The sequence below is a fragment of the Chryseobacterium artocarpi genome (assembly GCF_001684975.1).
Lineage (GTDB): Bacteria > Bacteroidota > Bacteroidia > Flavobacteriales > Weeksellaceae > Chryseobacterium > Chryseobacterium artocarpi.
Window position 1 is genome coordinate 1 of the sequence record NZ_MAYH01000044.1, and the last position, 430, is coordinate 430.

General features: G+C 29.8%; 1 protein-coding gene. It reads left to right on the forward strand.

The window, feature by feature from the left end; genetic code table 11:
* The coding region (locus BBI01_RS14780; protein ID WP_131799325.1) for a DNA-3-methyladenine glycosylase I at positions 1–254 on the forward strand (254 nt) is incomplete at its 5' end.
* Positions 255–430: the final 176 nt, after the last annotated feature.

Consider the following 430-nt stretch of genomic DNA (forward strand, 5'->3'; position numbering starts at 1 on the left):
AGAAATTTATAGAAATTCAGAATGAATTTGGAAGCTTTTCTCAATATATCTGGGGATTTGTTAACGGCACACCTATAGATAACAGGCCGAAAGCATTATCTGATGTTCCCGCCACAACAAGGATTTCAGATATTATTTCAAAAGATTTAAAAAAGAGAGGCTTTAAATTCATGGGATCTACAGTAGTGTATGCCCATATGCAGGCAACAGGAATGGTAAACGATCACCTTGAATCATGTTTTATCAGAAATTGATCAATTAATTTTCTTTATTTTTTGCTGTGTTTTTTTATTAATAATACAAATGGTGGTGAATTTAATTCCATGTCATTTCTTAATTAATGTTTTGATATAAGTTGTTGATATGTAATTGATTTTCATTAAACAGTGATTAAATACAGTATTACTCACATTAGCCTGATATATTTGCT